At 47.3% G+C, this 16,320-nt stretch carries 14 protein-coding genes; all 14 read right to left on the reverse strand.

Translation table 11 applies throughout. From position 1 onward, the window contains the following. Positions 1 to 227 precede the first annotated feature (227 nt). On the reverse strand, positions 228 to 710 hold the full coding sequence (locus MOST_RS06495) for a (2Fe-2S)-binding protein (RefSeq protein ID WP_054938071.1): 483 nt from the start codon (positions 708 to 710) through the stop codon (positions 228 to 230). Between the two features lie 2 nt (positions 711 to 712). Next, a complete protein-coding gene (locus tag MOST_RS06500; protein ID WP_054938072.1) occupies positions 713 to 1,603 on the reverse strand; it encodes an FAD binding domain-containing protein in 891 nt (296 codons plus the stop codon). Then, positions 1,593 to 3,938 (reverse strand): xanthine dehydrogenase family protein molybdopterin-binding subunit, encoded by a 2,346-nt coding sequence (locus tag MOST_RS06505; RefSeq protein WP_054938073.1) that lies wholly within the window; start codon positions 3,936 to 3,938, stop codon positions 1,593 to 1,595. The genes MOST_RS06500 and MOST_RS06505 overlap by 11 nt, the downstream gene beginning before the upstream one ends. 15 nt (positions 3,939 to 3,953) lie before the next feature. Continuing rightward, the gene (gene arcC / locus MOST_RS06510; RefSeq protein ID WP_054938074.1) at positions 3,954 to 4,892 is read right to left on the reverse strand and encodes a carbamate kinase; all 939 of its coding nucleotides are present in this window, start codon (positions 4,890 to 4,892) and stop codon (positions 3,954 to 3,956) included. 158 nt (positions 4,893 to 5,050) lie between these two features. Then, complete coding sequence (pyrB, locus tag MOST_RS06515; protein WP_208974875.1) at positions 5,051 to 6,019, reverse strand: aspartate carbamoyltransferase; 969 nt, start codon at positions 6,017 to 6,019, stop codon at positions 5,051 to 5,053. Between the two features lie 41 nt (positions 6,020 to 6,060). Next, positions 6,061 to 7,356 carry a dihydroorotase gene (locus MOST_RS06520; RefSeq protein WP_054938075.1) on the reverse strand — a complete coding sequence of 432 codons (1,296 nt, stop codon included), beginning with the start codon at positions 7,354 to 7,356 and terminating at the stop codon, positions 6,061 to 6,063. A 169-nt stretch (positions 7,357 to 7,525) separates the two neighbouring features. Next, on the reverse strand, positions 7,526 to 8,239 hold the full coding sequence (locus MOST_RS06525; RefSeq protein ID WP_054938076.1) for an ABC transporter ATP-binding protein: 714 nt from the start codon (positions 8,237 to 8,239) through the stop codon (positions 7,526 to 7,528). A 3-nt stretch (positions 8,240 to 8,242) separates the two neighbouring features. After that, entirely contained in the window at positions 8,243 to 9,007 is a 765-nt protein-coding gene (locus MOST_RS06530) for an ABC transporter ATP-binding protein (protein ID WP_054938077.1), read from the reverse strand. A gap of 2 nt (positions 9,008 to 9,009) precedes the next feature. Next, positions 9,010 to 10,212 carry a branched-chain amino acid ABC transporter permease gene (locus MOST_RS06535; protein WP_054938078.1) on the reverse strand — a complete coding sequence of 401 codons (1,203 nt, stop codon included), beginning with the start codon at positions 10,210 to 10,212 and terminating at the stop codon, positions 9,010 to 9,012. A 31-nt stretch (positions 10,213 to 10,243) separates the two neighbouring features. Then, positions 10,244 to 11,167: a branched-chain amino acid ABC transporter permease gene (locus MOST_RS06540; protein WP_054938079.1), complete on the reverse strand. Its 924-nt coding sequence runs from the start codon at positions 11,165 to 11,167 to the stop codon at positions 10,244 to 10,246. Positions 11,168 to 11,257: 90 nt separating this feature from the next. Further along, positions 11,258 to 12,478 (reverse strand): branched-chain amino acid ABC transporter substrate-binding protein, encoded by a 1,221-nt coding sequence (locus tag MOST_RS06545; RefSeq protein WP_054938080.1) that lies wholly within the window; start codon positions 12,476 to 12,478, stop codon positions 11,258 to 11,260. A gap of 139 nt (positions 12,479 to 12,617) precedes the next feature. Beyond that, complete coding sequence (locus tag MOST_RS06550; RefSeq protein WP_054938081.1) at positions 12,618 to 14,903, reverse strand: xanthine dehydrogenase family protein molybdopterin-binding subunit; 2,286 nt, start codon at positions 14,901 to 14,903, stop codon at positions 12,618 to 12,620. Positions 14,904 to 14,919: 16 nt separating this feature from the next. Then, positions 14,920 to 15,411: a (2Fe-2S)-binding protein gene (locus tag MOST_RS06555; protein WP_211295966.1), complete on the reverse strand. Its 492-nt coding sequence runs from the start codon at positions 15,409 to 15,411 to the stop codon at positions 14,920 to 14,922. Positions 15,412 to 15,425: 14 nt separating this feature from the next. After that, complete coding sequence (locus tag MOST_RS06560) at positions 15,426 to 16,277, reverse strand: FAD binding domain-containing protein (RefSeq protein ID WP_054938082.1); 852 nt, start codon at positions 16,275 to 16,277, stop codon at positions 15,426 to 15,428. Positions 16,278 to 16,320: the final 43 nt, after the last annotated feature.

The raw sequence follows: 16,320 nt of genomic DNA on the forward strand, positions 1-16,320 counted from the left end.
TCATTATAAGTATATTGTGTTCTGTATACAATATACTTGATTATTTTTTTTAGTAGCGAAGGGAATTTCGTCCTTCGCTACTTTATTAAAAACAGCTTATGAGTTCTTTTCTTTTAATGCAGGCATTTAACCTTTGTAAATAACTATAATCCCGACACGGTTTTTATATACTATATTACCAATAGCATTTTTCACTGACTGTCGTGTATATCTATAGTATTAGCCAGTTACCCCTCCTTTACCTGCGTTATTAAAGCGGCCTCTTTGACGGCCTTAACAATAGCTGTGTAACCGGTACAACGGCAGAGGTTGCCGCGAAGATATTCCCGGATTTCCTCTTCGCCGGGACAGGGGTTTTCATCCAGCAAAGCCTTGGCCGTCAGCAACATGCCTGAAGTACAAAAACCACATTGCACGGCACCATGATCCAGGAAGGATCGCTGCAACGGATGCAGTCGGTCATAATCCCCCAGGCCTTCTACGGTCGTGATCTCCTGGCCCTCCATAGTAACTGCCAGGATCAGGCAGGATAACATCGCCTGGCCGTTTACCAGTACTGTACAGGCACCGCACTCGCCGATACCGCAGCCATACTTGGCCCCCATAAGACCCAGCTCATTTCTGAGAACATTGAGCAGGAGTTCATTAGGCTTTATATATAGCTGTCTTTCCTTGCCGTTAACCTTTAACTTAATCCACTGTCTGTCCATCCCTATAATACACCTCCCGCCCGCTGCCAGGCTGCCCGCAAAGCCTCTTCGAGCATCACCCTGCTTACCTTCAGGCGATATTCCCGGGTAGAACGATTATCGGTTATAGGTTTAATCTCCGCTGATCCAGCTTTTGCGGCTAAAGTTATCAGATCCTCATTTAATTCCTTACCTTCCAGGAGGCTCTCTGCTTCCTGGACCCTAACAGGCGTAGGTGCCACAGAGCCAAAGGCAATACGGCAACTGGTACACGTCCGGCCCGACCGTTTTAAACAAACGGCGACATTAATTTTAGCGATGTCGGCAGCTACTCGTCCTAGCTTTAAGAAACTGCTGCCCGTATCAGCCCCTATTTTAGGGATAGATATTTCCAGCAGCAACTCGTTGGGGGCCAGAGCTGATTTGCCGGGTCCTAAAAAGTATTCTGTTATCGGGATTTCTCTGACACCATCTTGACTGGCAATCTTTAAAGAAGCGTCATAAACCAGTAAGGGTGGGGCCGTATCGGCCGCCGGCGAAGCATTGCCTAAATTACCGCCTATAGTACCCATATTTTTTACCGCTACAGCAGCCATGGAATGAACGGCTTCGTAAAGCGCACTATAATAACCCTTGATGGCTTCATGGCGCTCTATCTGGCTCAAGGTAGTTGTAGCACCTATCTTTAAGTTGCTGGCATCTAATTGGATGTAACCTAGAGAGGCAATTTTTTTGATAAAGATAATATATTCAGGTTGGACATGACCAAGTTTCATTTTTACCAGCAGATCCGTGCCACCGGCCAGGACTCTGGCTTTTTCCCGGTATGTCGCCAGCCATGATAAAACCTGGTCAAGATTTTGACCCTCTAAATATTGAAATTCCGCCGCTAAAATTTTTGTGTTAGTTTCCAACCTTACCACCTCCCTCTAAAGCCTGCAGAATTCTCTCGGGTGTTATTGGAGTGCGGTAAAATCTGATACCTATGGCATTGTAAATGGCATTGGCAATGGCTGACGCTACGGAATTAAGGGCCGCTTCCCCAATACCCTTTGCTCCAAATGGGCCGGTAGGCTCATAGGTGTGGGCAAAATAGACTTGAATATCATTAATATAAGGCATCTCGCAGGAAGTGGGGATCTTATTGTCGGTTAAAAACCCGTTGCATTTTAATTTCCCCGTTTCCAGATCATACTCCGTTTCCTCATAAAGGGCATATCCCATCCCCCGAGATAGAGAACCGATTAACTGCCCGGCAACCATATCGGGATTAATCGGCGTTCCCGTATCCGAAAGTAAAATGGCCCGTGGTATTTTGACAATACCAGTCCACGTATCAACCTCCACTTCGATAAAATGCGCAACAAAACAGGGTGGGCAATTTTTTTGCCGCAAGCTGTCGGTAGCCGCAATGGTACCCCAGCTATAAATTTGCGCCAGTTTGGCGACCTCGCCAATTGTAATTTGCTTTTGTGGAAACCCTTTAACATGAATAATAGTGGCGTCTTTTTCTTCATCATACGCCAGTTCCAGATTACCGGGATTTTCCTCCAAAATCTTTGCGGCGAATTCTAACAATTTGCCCTTCACCTGCTGAGCCACATGATATACTGCGCCACAACCACAATAGACACCGCGGGTGGCGTGGGTGCAGACATCATATCCTGTTGTTTTGGTATCAACCTGAGACAATTCCACCCTTTCATAGGGGACCTTAAGCACTTCCGCTGCTACTTTAACTGCCGCTTCGCCCGTGCCGCCGCCCAGATCCATTACTGGCGTTAGCACGTCCACAGTGCCGTCTTCATTTATCTTGATGGTGGCACTGGAATAATCGATTACCTCGCCCGGTTTGGGCCCACCGGTACCCGAAGTGTGGAAACCGCGGGCCATACCGATACCCCGCCTGTACCGTCCCGTTTTTTCCTGAGGCGGACGGCGGTTAGACCAGCCTATCAGTTCGGCACCTTTACGTAACATCTCTTCCACGCCGCAGCTTTTAATAATCGATTTAACTGTCGGGCCCTGGCCCCAGAACTCGTCGCCTATACCGACATAGTTTTTAAGCCGGAACTCAACTGGATCAAAACCGCATTCTTCGGCAATTATGTCCATGTGAGATTCAACGGCAAAATTAACCTGGGGATTGCCATAACCTTGCATGGCGCAGGCAGGAACTTTATTGGTATATATTGCCCTGCCTTCATAGTGGAAATCACCCCACTTATATAGAGAAGCGTACCATCCGGCCATACAGCCGAGCAATGGATAGGCATTAATCTGATGAGCCCCAATATCCACCAGGACCCGCATATCGGCAGCTACAATAGTGCCGTCTTTTTTAACCCCGACTTTGAGCCTGATCCGGGCTGGAAATTTAGCATGATCGTATATATCATCCTCACGGCTGCTAACCATCTTAACCGGCCGCTTGGCCTTCAGGGCCAGGGCCACGCAGATGGGAATTATCGAGTTCATCTGGATGCTAGAGCCAAACGAACCGCCAATGGCCAGTTTTTTCACGTTAACTTTACTTAAAGGAATGTTAAAGATATGCCCTAAGAGCTGGCGAACATTGTGAATAGTCTGGGTGGTGGCCCAGACGGTAATACCTCCATTAGGCTCCGGCCGGCAGACAGCCGTCTTCGTTTCCATCTGGTGATGATATACGCGGGGTAATTCGTATTCGCGCTCGACTATATGATCGGCTTTAGCAAAACCAGCTTCAGGGTCACCAACGGTAATAATCCGCTCGCAGGCAATATTATTATTGACCTCAATTTTGTTATCACCAAGGTAAATTTCATCGTAAAGGGCCGCAGCACCGGGTTCCATGGCTTTGTCCAGGTCCAGCACTGGCGGCAGGACCTTATAATCGACCTTGATGGCGCGCATGGCACGAAAAGCCAATTCTTCCGTCTCTGCTGCCACAGCAATTATAGCTTCACCGACATGGCGTGCTCGCCGGGGCAGCACACGGCGATCACGGTAAGTTTTTTCGGGTATACTTACGGTACGTTCATTATAAATGACATCGGGAACTTCATCCGGTGTCACGCAGATAGCGCCCATAGCTTCGGCTGCCGATGTGTCAATACTTAAAATTTCAGCATGGGGGTAAGGGCTGCGTAAAGTTACCCCATACATCATATTAGGTACCACAATATCGCTAGCATATACCTCCTGGCCACATACCTTGGCTATCCCATCTTTGCGCGGTAATACTTTGCCAATTACCTGGAAGCCCATTTTGGCTGCCCTCCTTTAAGGTACTATCCATGTACCTGATTGCCCTTCCATGGCAGCTACTATTTCTGCCGGGGAGGTTATTAAACCCTCACCACCATTATTTTTAAGGTATCGTAAAATCGCCGTAATTTTCGGGCCCATATTTCCTGGCGGGAAATGTCCTTCTGCCAGGTAAGCTTCGGCTTCAGCCGCTGTCATGCGATCTATTTCTTTCTGTTCCGGCTTGCCAAAATTAATGGCTACTTTATTTACCCCCGTTGAAATAACCAACCTGCTGGCACAAATTTCCGTAGCCAATAATGAGGAGGCGTAATCCTTGTCTATGACGGCAGCTATACCTTCCAGCTGGCCTTCGTTTTCTATTACCGGAATACCACCCCCACCAACGCAAATGACAATATAACCCTCTTTAATTAAATCTTTAATGGCTTCACTCTCTACAATTTTTTGTGGCTCCGGGGACGGGACTACCCGCCGCCAACCCCGCCCTGCATCCTCAACTACAGTCCATCCATCCTTTTCCCTATGATACATTGCTTCTTCTTTAGTCATAAAACTACCAATCGGTTTAGTCGGTTTCTGAAAGGCCGGATCATTCTTATCAACCACTACCTGAGTAACAACTGTAACAGCTTTTCTTTTGATACCACGCCGGCAAAATTCGTTCATGAGGGATTGCTGGATCATATAACCTATAGCACCCTGGGTATCAGCTACAGCAAATTCCAGCGGTATCAAGGGCAGTTCCTTCGTCGCCAGTTCCGCCCGGCGGATTAAAAAACCTACCTGAGGTCCGTTACCATGGGTTATGGCCACATTCCAGCCCCTGGCTACCAATTCAGCAATATTGTGGCAAGTTTCTTTAACGGTTGCCAGCTGGTCCATAAGACCGATGCGATTCTTATCCTTAATTAATGAATTGCCACCAATAGCAATTACTGCCAGTCTGTCCATGTGTTTCAGTTTCACTCCCTTAGTGAAGTTTGCTGGGGGGTGCCGGCACGCCGACCCTCCATTACGTACGAGGAGTAAACGTACCTGCCAGCAAACCCCCGCCATCTTTTTACCAACTTATTTTAAATACCGGAAGAAACCGTCGTTCTGTTCCAATCTTAGCACACGCTGCCGGTAGTGAGGGCTAACAGCGCCATCCGGATCGGAACACCATTATGAGCCTGCCGGAAATAAGCTGCTCCAGGGTAGGAGTCGACTGAGACGGCAATTTCATTAACCCTTGGCAGCGGGTGCAAGATGCTCATACCCTTTTTGGCCACAGCAACAATTTCATCATTGACGATATAAGAGTCCTTCACACTCTCATATTCTTCCTTGCTGGGGAAGCGTTCACGCTGGATACGCGTTACATAGAGTATATCGGCTTCGGCTACCGCTGCTTTTAAGTCTGTTGTTTCTTCTATTTTGATGCCGTCTTCTTTCAACTCGGCGGTAATCTCTTCCGGCATCTTTAGCTGCGGCGGCGCTACAAAGATCATGTCGCAGCCATAATGTTTCAGTAAATACACCAGGGAATGGACGGTACGGCCATACTTCAAATCACCCAGCAGGGCTACTTTTAAGCCTTCAACACTGCCATGCTCCTTGATGATGGTATAAATATCCAGCAACGCCTGGGTAGGATGCTGCCCCGTACCGTCACCGGCGTTAATTACCGGATGGTCTGCGGCATCCGCCGCTTCCTGGGCCGCTCCTTTGATGGGGCTGCGGACTACGATTACATCTACATACCCGTCGACTACTTTGATGGCATCGTGCAGGGTCTCCCCTTTGGCCGTGGATGAGGTCTGCATCTGCGGCGTTTCTGAAACCGTTATTACGTTTCCTCCCAGCCGCTGCATGGCAGCTTCAAAAGACAGGCGCGTGCGCGTGCTGGGCTCGAAAAACAGGGAAGCCATGATCTTACCGTCCATGTCATACAGGCGGCGCTTGTTGACCAGGGCATCTTCATAATAGGCTGCCGTTTTCATGATTAACTGCAACTGTTCAAAACTTAATTCCCTGGCAGACAAAACGTCCTGCCCTTTTAAAAGTACCATTTCTTCCATTGTGGGTTTCTTAATCATAAGGGTTAATTCCTCCTATTTTTAATTTCTATAATGGTGGTTTAGGCTAAGAGTTTACCATCCTGCATAACTATACGGCCTCCGACTATGGTCATTACGGCCCTGCCTTTTAGCCAGCGGCCGTGCTGCGGGCAGTTCCTGCTCTTGGAGGCACCCTGGTTCACGTCAACTTGCCATTCTAAATCAGGATCGATAACCACAACATCGGCATCCTGGCCAATTCCAAGGGTACCTTTATTTAATCCCAATAGACGCGCCGGGTTGCAGGTCATCTTAGCTATTGCCGCTGGTAGGGTTAACAAACCGCTATGTACCATTTCAGTCAACACTACCCCCAGGGCAGTCTCCAGGCCAATTAACCCAAAGGGAGCCTCCTTAACAAAATCACGTTGTTTTTCGGTAATGGTATAGGGCGCATGATCAGTCGCAATTACTTCGAGGGTACCATCAACCAATCCTTCTTTTAAAGCTTCCTGATCCCGCTTGCTTCCAAAGGGGGGTTTAATCTTAAAACGGCCTTCCAAGGTTTGCATATCTTCCTCGGTTGTATTTAAATAATGAGGAATTACCTCCCCTGATACAGCAATACCCCGCTTTTTCCCCTCGCGAACTAATTCCACTGAACGTGCACAGCCCACATGGCAAATGTGCACCTGGCTTCCCGTTTCTTCTGCTAAAAGAATATCCCGGGCTACCATTACGGCTTCCGAAGTATAAGGGATACCTTTTATACCCAAGCGCCGGGAGATTTCACCGTCATTAATCACTCCTTCGCCAGTAATGGTCCGGTCTTCACAGTGGACTGCCAGTACTTTATTAATAGCCTTGGCTATAATTAATGCCTGGCGCATCAAACCTGAATTGGTTACCGGCTGGCCGTCATCGGAAAAAGCAACACAGCCTGCCTCTACTAGATCGACAAAGGGAACCAGTTCCTCGCCCTTTTGTCCCTTGGTAATAGCGCCAAAGGGCAAGACATTGACGATGCCTTCGCGTTTGCTCTTAGCCAGCACGTATTCGGCCACAACAGGATGATCGCAAACTGGATTGGTGTTGGGCATGGCGATTAAGGTTGTGAAGCCGCCCCTGGCAGCAGCGCGGGTTCCGCTTTTAAAGTCTTCCCGCTCCGGGAAACCGGGGTCGCGGAGGTGGCAGTGGATATCAATTAAGCCTGGCGCTACTACCTTACCAGCCACATTAAAAATATCTGCTGTCCCTGCATCTATACCTACCCCAATTTGAGCTATCTTACCATCCTCAATCAGGACATCGGCTAACTGGTCAATTTCATTGCCAGGATCAATGACCCGGCCGCCCTTTAATAAAATTTTAGTCATATTAATTTAATCACCCTCCTCCATTAAAGATATTTAAATGTAACTAAATTAGTTCCTTTGATAAGGAGTTAAATTTAACTTCTAAATGATTCTTTTCTCGGAAAATAGGTGTCTCACCTTTGTATGCCACTCATAATTTCAAAGTATTCTTTGTGTAAACCGTTACTAGTTAGCTTGTTGCTGAAAGGTAAGATTCTTTAACAATACTATTTTCCTGCAGTTCTTTTGTTGAACCCTCCAGGATTATAGTGCCCTTTTGTAAGACATAGCCTCGTTCAACGACTGATAAAGCCTTCTGGGCGTTTTGTTCTACTAGCAGGATAGCTATCTTCTTTTCTTTTTTAATCCGGTCTATTACCGCAAAGACTTCATTGACCGTTGCCGGCGCCAGCCCAAGGGAAGGCTCATCCATTAATAACACCTGGGGGTCGGCCAGCAAAGCACGGGCAATGCCCAGCATTTTCCGTTCGCCACCGCTTAGCGTCCCGGCTTTTTGGCGGAGCCTTTCTTTTAGCCTTGGGAAAATAGTTAATACTTCTTCCAGTCGCGAGGCAATTCTGCTTTTGTCTTTTTCATAGTAAGCCCCCATCAGGAGGTTGTTTTCAACTGTTAATTTGGGAAACAATCCTTCCCGTTCAGGGACAATGGCAATGCCGGACCGGATAATTTTATAGGAGGGCCAAAGATCAATCCTTTGACCTCGAAAAAGAACTTCCCCGCTTACAGGTTTTACCATGCCGATAATAGTCTTGAGTAGAGTAGTCTTACCGGCACCATTGGCTCCGAGCATACAGACCGCTTCACCTTGATCGATCTTGATACTAACCTGCATCAGCATAGGTATTTGGCCGTATTTAGTACTAACTTGACGTAATTCCAGCATGGTTTAGCCTCCTAGATATGCAGTACGCACTTGCTCATCTTTGCTAACCTCGCTAAAAAGGCCTTCGGCAATTTTTTTACCCGCATTTAAGACAACCACCCGGTCCGTAATGCGGGCAATAACGGACATATCATGTTCAATAATGATAATGCTGATTTGCCTGTTGCTCTCCCTGATTTTGCCAATATCCCGGATCATCTGTATGGTTTCTTCAGCATTTAGCCCGGCAGTAGGCTCATCAAGCAATAACAGCCTTGGTTCGCCCACAATAGCCCTGGCAATTTCAATCCGCCGCCGGTCAATGAGCGGTATAGTGGTTATAGGATCATAGCATTTCTTAATAAGCTCCGCATTAAAATGGGCCAGTACTTGGAAACACTTTTCGATACTAGCTTTAATCTCAGCGCGACAGTAAGCTGGTTGGAAGATAGCCTGCCACCAGGTGGTTTTTTGCTGGCTGTAAAGGCCCAGCAGCATATTATCAATGACACTTAGATTTAAACACAAACGGTTGGTTTGAAAGGTACGTGCAATTCCCTTACTGCGGATGATATCCGGGCCAGCGCCGGTGATGTCTTCTTGCTGGAAAATAATTTTACCGCTTGTCGGTTGATAGATACCACTAACCAAATTGAGAAAAGTTGTCTTGCCGGAACCGTTAGGACCGATTAAACCCACAATTTCATCGCCAATTGTGAAATCGACTCCATCTACTGCCTTCAAGCCGCCAAAATTAATTGTCAGGGCCTCTGTCCTTAATACTTCCATGACTATTTACCTCCCATTGTTACCGTGACATTATATCCAGCATCACTTTCCTGCTTTATCTGGTACTTGCGGTTACGCTTGGGAAGTAGGCCCTGAGGGCGAGTAATTAGGATTATAATCAAAATCAAAGCATACATGAGCATACGGTAATCAGCAAAATCCCGGAGTTTCTCGTCGATAATTGTTAACAGGATGGCTCCCAGAGTAACACCGACAACATTGTCCATCCCACCCAGGAGAACCATACAGATCAATACCAGTGATTTACTGAAATCAAAATCTTCATTACCAATAAAACTGGTATAATGGGCATACAAGGCACCGGCAACGCCCGCGAAGGCAGCCCCCAGGGAAAACGCCAGCAGTTTAATTTTTGTTAAGTTTATTCCCTGGGTGGCAGCCACAATTTCATCCTGCTCGATAGCATTCCAGGCGAGGCCAATGCGGGAATTATACAAGCGGGAAGCAGCTAATGCCACTAAACCTAACAGTAAGAAAATCAAGTAAAAATAATTAGTCTGGTAGGGTAACTGGAAACCCAAAATTTCCAGGGGTTTGCGAAATGAGTAACCGAAAAGCTGGTAAGCAGGAATACCAGGAATACCATTGGGCCCCCCAAGCCAGCTAGTATTAATAATCATCAGCGTAAAAATTACCTGCAAAGCAATAGTTACCAGAGATAAATAATAACCCCGGGTTTTCAAGGCCGGAAAGCCAAAAACTACTCCTAAAAGAGCTGCCATGAATAAGCCACAAATCATTCCTAGCCAGGGAGATATACCAAATTTAACCGCTAAAACCGCCGAGGTATAAGCGCCCGTACCATAAAAAGCTGCCGGCGCAAAATTGACCATACCGGTACTACCCACCTGGAAGTTGAGCCCCAGGGCAATAATACTATAGATACCTCCTATAACAATGACATGGAGAAGATAATTATTGCCGCTTAATAAAAACGGCAACACCAGGGCAAAAAGCACCATAATGCCCAGGGCCTTACCTTTATGTCTTTCCATAACCCCGTAGATCTTTTCGATACCTCCGGTGCGCTCGCCATAGATGATTAATCCTAAACCTATAGCCAGGATAACCAGGGTTATGGCCAAAGAACTTATCAAGGCAATATAAAGCATTAAACAAATGCCTACGCTAACTGCCATGGCCATTAGACTATCGTTTAAACCATTACCCGCCTTATTTAACACTTTGTTCCCTGCCTCCCTCAGGCAAACCTTATTAAACCTTCTCAATAGTTTTTTCGCCAATAACTCCTTCAGGTCTAAATAAAATGAAGATGACGACCATCAGAAAGGCTACCACACTGGCATAAGCTGTTCCCCCGGGAATAAAGGCACTTACAAAAACCTCAACAAAAGCAATCAACATGCCACCCACTATGGCGCCATAAACGTTACCAAGGCCCCCTACAACAGCAGCACAAAAGCCCTTCAAACCGTACATAGCTCCCATATCAAAGCGAACAACGTCATAATAGGAAGCTACCAGGAAACCGCCAATGCCTAAAATAAAGCCGCCAATTAGAAAGGTAATCGCCACAATTTGCTGCCAGTTAATACCAACCATAATGGCTGCTTCTTTGTTCTGGGAAACAGCCTGGATTGATAATCCTGTTTTGGTTTTATTAACAAATAAATAGAGCAGGGCTACCAGTACCAGGGTAGCAACAATAATAATTACATTACGCCAGGATATTAAAGCATAATCAGCTAAAACACCGCTGGGAAGCAACTGGGGAAAAGTTTGGGGATTTCGGCCCTGTGGGTAAAAAATACCAATTAATTCTCGCAGGGCAACTCCAGCCGCGATGGTGCTTAGCAGCGGCATCAGGGCGCTTTTGCCTTCAAAGGGTTTTATTACCAGCCGGTACATGGCTAACATTAGTATTCCTGTTAAAGAAGCACCGATAATTACGATCATCACTGTACTTAAAAATTGTGGCAGTACCCCGTTTAAAGCAGCATAGAGTCCCGCGATGCTGACAAGGGCAGTAATACAAAAGGCGGCAAAGATAGCTACATCCCCCGCACAAAATACCACGACATCCATAACCCCAAAGAATAACGAAAAGCCGATGGCAACCAGAGAGTAGGTACAGCCCAGCATAATAGCATTGATGGTTTGTGATAACAAAAGCGACATACCTATTGCCTCCTTAAATCCTTGCTGGCTGGCAACAACATTTGGGGCGTTGTCACCAGCCAGCAAATTATCTCTCCGCTTTAATTTTCCTTATTTAGCGCCGGGCAATTTACGTTCACCGCTCTTATACTTGGAAGCGTCCCAGTCTACCCACTTACCGTCTTCCACTACATAGATGGTACTCACTACATTGGTCGTTTGGCCAACCTCATTAAAGGTTGTTACACCCAGCAAGCCGTTATAGCTGATCTTAGCTATAGCATCAACCAGCTTCTTGCGATCCGGTCCAACCTGCTTCAGGGCCTCGACAATAATATTGGCCGCATCATAAGCATAGGGCCCATAAGCGCCGTAGGGTTCTTTAAAGCCGGCTTTTTGATAGGCTTCCTCAAAGGCTTTACCGCCCTCAAGCTTGCTAATACTTTTACCGGGCTTAGTTGCGATTACACCCTCGGCAGCCTCTGTACCCGCCGTCTCTATAAATTTATCGTCAACTATACCGGAAATACCTACCATCAGCGTGTCTTTCATGCCCAACTCGACCATCTGGCGCCGTACCAAAGCCGCTTCCATGACTACGCCACCAAAGTAAACCCCGTCGACATTGGCCGCTTTAATTTTACTTAAAATGGGCCGGAAATCGTTTTGGCCAACCTGGATTTCGTCTATAGAGACAATTTCTGCTCCGGGATATTTCTTGATTTCAGTCTTCCAGGCTTCGGTATTGCTCTTGCCGTAAGTGGTTGTATCCGAAATAACCGCCCATTTCTTACGTCCTAAGTTGTTAACTACAAAGTTAGCCAACGGCAAGTTTTCCTGCTCCTGGGTCGGGCAAACACGTGTAATATAAGGATAATTCTCTTTACTGGTAAGGGTTGGCCTGATAGCACCCCAGATTATCAGGGGCACCCCGGCTGATTTGAAGATTGGAATAGTGGCTTCAGCCACAGGGGAATTCCAGTGCCCGCTAGCGGCAACCACATCTGGATCAGCAACTGCTTTCTGGGCCACCGATGCTCCGGTACCTGGGTTGGAGGCATCATCGAGATCTACTACTTCAATCTTAAAGGGCAGCTTGCCAGAATCATTAGCCTGCTTGATGGCCAGCTGGAAAGCGTTCCGGGCGCCAACACCTTGCATGGCGTTAGGTCCAGTCAAAGGACCCAGAAAGGCTACTTTGACTGCTTTAGTACCAGCAGCTTTGCCCTCTTCTTTGCCCTTACTGCTATTACTGCAGCCAGCTAGTAAGGTAAAAACCACTGCCATAACCATAAATAAAACTAGCCATTTGATCGTTCTTCCTTTTAACATCTGCTTTCCTCCTTCTTTTTTGTTGTTTGTCGGCTCTTACTTTTTCATCTTTAATTTTGGTTTGTTATTTAGATACGCCTTTCTCACCCCCTTCTACCTGGCTAACAGCAAATACTGTAAGCTATAATGTAAGTACAGTCTATTGCTTTTTTTGCAGGGCAAATACTATTTTTTCTGGCGTTGCTGGTAAAGAGGTTATCCGGACGCCAACGGCATCGCGAATGGCATTGAGAATGGCCGGAGCGATAGAGTTACAAGCCGGTTCGCCCACACCTTTAGCCCCATAGGGTCCCAGGCCAGACCCGGATTCCACCAAAATCGTCTCTACATCCGGCACATCCGCCGCTGTAGGTATCAAGTATTCAGATAGTGAGGGTGTTTTCAATCTGCCCTGGTCGACCACCAGTTCTTCCATCAAAGCATAGCCCAGACAATAGATAGCGCCACCCTCAAGCTGACCCTCGACGTTAAGCACATTAATCGCCTTGCCGATATCATAACATGCTACCACTTTCTGGACTTCAACAGCACCAGTCTCGACATCGACGGCAACTTCGACAGCATGCGCGCCAAAAGTAAAATCAGGATGGGTTTGACCCGTTATCAGCTCCGAAGACGGTATATCAGTAAATGGAGCATTGAACTGGGCTTCGCAGAAAAGCTCAATACCTTCGGCAGAACACTGAGCAATAACATCTTTTAAAGAAACGAAATTACCAGGCTCAACTAAACTAATGATTTTTTCGTTTTCTATTTTCAGATATGCCTTTCTAACATTGAGCATGGTTGAGGCTTTAGTTAACAACCGTTCCTTAATTTCCCTGGCAGCCTTCAAAGTAGCATTCCCTGACATATATAATTGCCTGGTAGCTGTTGTTGTGCCGGCCAGCGGGGTTAAAGCCGTATCGGAAATATAAATCTTGATTTTCTCCAGGGGTATCCCCAATTCTTGTGCCACAATCTGGCAAAGCGCCTGGGCCTGGCCGCCGCCCAGATCAGGTACGCCACAACGGATTACCGCGCTGCCGTCCAGTTCCAGCTTTACATAGGAGCGGGAACTATCATGCAGGAAAGTTAAACGACCATAACTCATCATGCCTATCGCCAGGCCCCGACCAATCTTAATATTTTTGTCCTGGCTTTTTTTGACTGGCCCCAGAGCTTGCCAGGCTTTCTCGGCAACCTCAGGCAAAGCGACATAGCGGTCAAAGGTAAATCCCGTGGCCAGCGACCCGCCCTGGCGTAAGCAGTTCTTTTGCCTGATAGTAAGGGGATCAATACCCAAAACCCGGGCCAGTTCGTCTACCTGGGACTCATAGGCCACATTAGGCTGGATAGCACCAAAGCCCCGGTTGGCGCTGGTAAAAGGATTATTGGTCAAGACCGCCACACTATCTACTTTGACATTGGGTATATCGTAGGGTCCAGCAGCATTAACAGTAGCATAGAGCAAAACCCATGGTGTTAAATAAGTATAAGCACCGGCATCAGCGATGAGTTCGGCCTCTAAGGCTATTATGCGCCCCTCTTTAGTGGCGCCGGTTTTGTATTTCATAACAAACGGGTGTCTCTTGCTGTGGGCCAGGAGAGACTCTTCCCTGGTATAAGTTAATTTTACCGGTCTTCCCGTCTTCCACACCAGCAGGGCCAGGAAACTCTCTACCGTAATATCTTCCTTGCCGCCAAAACCTCCCCCCAGCCAGGTACCAATGACGCGCACCCTGTTTTGCGGCAAACCCAAAACTTCAGCCACCGTTCGGAAATGTTCTATCACCTGGGTTGATACCCGGATGTTGATCACGCCGTCTTCATCTAACCATGCCACTCCTGATTCAGGTTCCAGATAAGCATGATCAACAAAGGGGACACGGTAGGTATTCTCGATCACTACATCAGCTGCAGCAAAACCGGCATCTATATCTCCCTTGCGGATTTTAAACCGGGAAACAATATTGCTCTCGCTCTCGCCAACAGGATAGGCCCCGGGCTTGAGGGCTTCAACTGGATCAAAAACACCCGGTAAAGGTTCATAATTAACTTCAATCAAATCACGGGCTTCTTCAGCAGTCTTCAAGCTTTCAGCCGCTACCAGGGCTACCGGCTCACCTAAAAAGCGTACTTTTTCTTCGGCAAGCACCCTGTATAACCCTTCAAACTGGGCACCAACATCCGTACTCTGGCCAAACTTAGCTCTCAAGTTATTGTTCGGTACATCTTTGGCCGTGAGGACTGCATGCACGCCAGGTAGTTGCTTCGCCCGGCTAGTATCAATAGACAGAATTCTGGCTGCCGGATATTTACTCCTTAATACTTTGGCATAAAGCATGCCTGGCAAACTAAAGTCATCAGCATAAACAGTTTTCCCTTTAACTTTAGCCCAGGCGTCGACTTTTGGCAGCCCCTTACCAATTACATTCATTTCCATCTAGTTGTTTCCCCCCTTAAGCCCTGTCGCCCGCTCTGCTTGCTGCAACTGCAGCTATAGCATCTACGATTTTCTTATAGCCGGTACAACGGCAAAGATTACCCGCAATAGCCTCTTTAATGTAAGCTCGGTCCGGCTTAAGGTTATGTTCCAGGAAATTTTTCGCTGTCATCAGCATCCCGGGTGTACAAAAACCACATTGCACGGCGCCATGGGTAGCAAAGCTCTCCTGTAAAGCCTGCATCAATGAATCTTCTTCCAGGCCCCTTACCGTCCAAACATGTCTGTTGTCGGCCTGGGCGGCCAGGACGAGACATGATTTTACTGCCTGGTCATCTAAAATTACCGTACAGGTGCCGCAGTCGCCCTTGTTGCAACCGCATTTTACTTCCGTGGCCTGGGCCCGGTAACGTAAGAAATCTAACAACGATTCTTCTGGAGATACGGCGGCCTTAATTGGCTTGCCATTGACGTTAATGGTGACGGTAATTTCCCGCATTATGTCCATTATCTTTACCTCCCTTAAGCTAGTGCAGCCTCAATTGCCCGTCTAAAAAGTACCCCCGTAAGATGCCAGCGATAAGCCTGCGAGGCCCGCACGTCGCTAATGGGCTTAACTTCTGTTGTAATCAGTTCCGACGCCCTTGCCATTACTTCATCACTAATTTGCTTTCCGCTCAAATAATTCTCTGTCTCCCTGGCACGCAACGGCGTTGGCGCCAGTGCACCCAGGGCAATACGAGCCTGGGTAATGGTATCTCCGCTAAACCCCAGCACAATACCAATACTGGCCAGGGAAATGGCCATGGCTTTTCTTAAACCAAACTTAATAAACGCACCTTTCATAGCAGTCGTTTTCGCAAAGGATACTGATGTTATCAGTTCCCCGGGTTGCAAAACGCTTTTACCCGGTCCGGTAAAAAACTCGGTTAACGGGATCTCCCTTTTGCCCGCCGCCTGGCTTTCGACATTCACTGTAGCTTCAAGGGCAAGTAAGGGGACAACCCCGTCGGCCGCCGGGGATGCATTGGCTATATTGCCGCCGATAGTCGCCCGGTTGCGCACAAGCGGGTCGGCAAAACGCCGGCACGCCTGCCATAATACCTTAGCGTCCCTGGCGATTATTTCTGACTGCAATAATTCACTTATCGTTGTCAAACTGCCAACAGTTACAGTCTCTCCTGCAGCCTCGATACCTTTGAGCTCGCGCAGACCGCTAATATCAACCAAAATACAGCCCGTGATTTTTCTTGCCCTTATATCAGGTAAAATATTGGTACTCCCGGCTACAATCCGGCCTTTCTCTCCTGTCTCATTTAAAACCATTAACGCTTCCTGTTTAGTTTTAGGCAAAATATAACCAAAGCTACTCACACCCAAACCCGCCTCCTTTTTGTCAAATCCTTCCGGAATACTT

The sequence above is a fragment of the Neomoorella stamsii genome (assembly GCF_002995805.1).
GTDB lineage: Bacteria > Bacillota > DSM-521 > Neomoorellales > Neomoorellaceae > Neomoorella > Neomoorella stamsii.